General features: G+C 57.8%; 1 protein-coding gene. It reads left to right on the plus strand.

What is annotated here, in order from left to right; translation table 11 throughout:
* Positions 1–90: 90 nt before the first annotated feature.
* Positions 91–921, plus strand: a complete 831-nt coding sequence (locus CPT76_RS07675) for an alpha/beta hydrolase (protein WP_105442485.1) — start codon at positions 91–93, stop codon at positions 919–921.
* Positions 922–1,118: the final 197 nt, after the last annotated feature.

Raw genomic sequence — 1,118 nt, forward strand, 5'->3', positions numbered from 1 at the left:
CCACCCCGTGGTGATAAGATAAATTCCGATATCACATTAAACTTATCGGAATTATCAATATATAAATTTTACGGGGACGGGGGAGTTATGATGGAGCGGAATATTACGATCCGGCACGGGCAGGAGGAGCTGGCGGCGAGCCTGCATTATCCGGTGAAACAGGAAGGCAAGGAAGGCCGGTGCAAGGACCGCGTCCCGCTGGTGATCATCTGCCACGGGTTCGTCGGGAGCCGGATCGGCGTGGACCGGCTATTCGTGAAGACCGCGCGCGAGCTGGCGCGGGAAGGATACATGGTGCTGCGTTTTGACTATGCCGGATGCGGCGAGAGCAGCGGGAGCTACGGGATGGAAGGGCTGGAGTCGATGATCGCCCAGACCCGGACGGTGCTCGATTACGGCATGAGCTGCGTGGATGTCGATCCGACGCGCGTCACCTTGATCGGGCACAGCCTGGGAGGCGTGGTGGCCATCCTGACGGCTGTCCGCGACCGCCGCGTCAAGAGCCTGGTGCTGTGGTCGTCGGTCGGATATCCGCTCAGCGATATTTTGAAAATCACCGGCAGAGACGTGTACGACACCGCGGTGAAATCCGGGTACTCGGATTACCTTGGCTATGACTTCACCCCGGGATTCTTCGACTCGCTCGGCCAGTATCAGCCGCTGCAGGAAGCGGTGAAGTTCGGCGGGGACGTGCTCATCATCCATGGAACGTCGGACGACACCATCCCGGTGGACTATGCATTCCTGTATCAAAAGGTGTTCTGGATGCGCAACGAGGGGCGCTGCGATAAGGAGATCATTTTCCAGGCGGACCATACGTATTCCTCCGGACCCCACCGCAGACAGGTGATCCACTGCACGAAGGAGTGGCTGAACGACCAGGAAGCCGTTCAACAGGAATGGCAGCACTGGATGATCTAGAACGTTACGAGGTTCGGTTATCCCAGGCAGACACCAGGCATCGTAGGCGTGGATAACGAGGAGGGGCGGCGATCCAAGGCAGGCGGGCGGACCGTATGTTCGGGCGGAAATTGGAAATCTCTCTGCATACACGGTACAATAGAAACAGCAACGTATACTGGCGTGTGGAGGTTGACATCGATGACATTACCAGCACT

The sequence above is a fragment of the Paenibacillus sp. AR247 genome (assembly GCF_002968895.1).
In the GTDB taxonomy this organism is placed as follows: domain Bacteria; phylum Bacillota; class Bacilli; order Paenibacillales; family Paenibacillaceae; genus Paenibacillus_AQ; species Paenibacillus_AQ favisporus.

Excerpts from the sequence above, each read along its gene's own strand:
- CPT76_RS07675 (WP_105442485.1), top strand. The coding sequence starts at position 91 with ATGGAGCGGAATATTACGATCCGGCACGGGCAGGAGGAGCTGGCGGCG.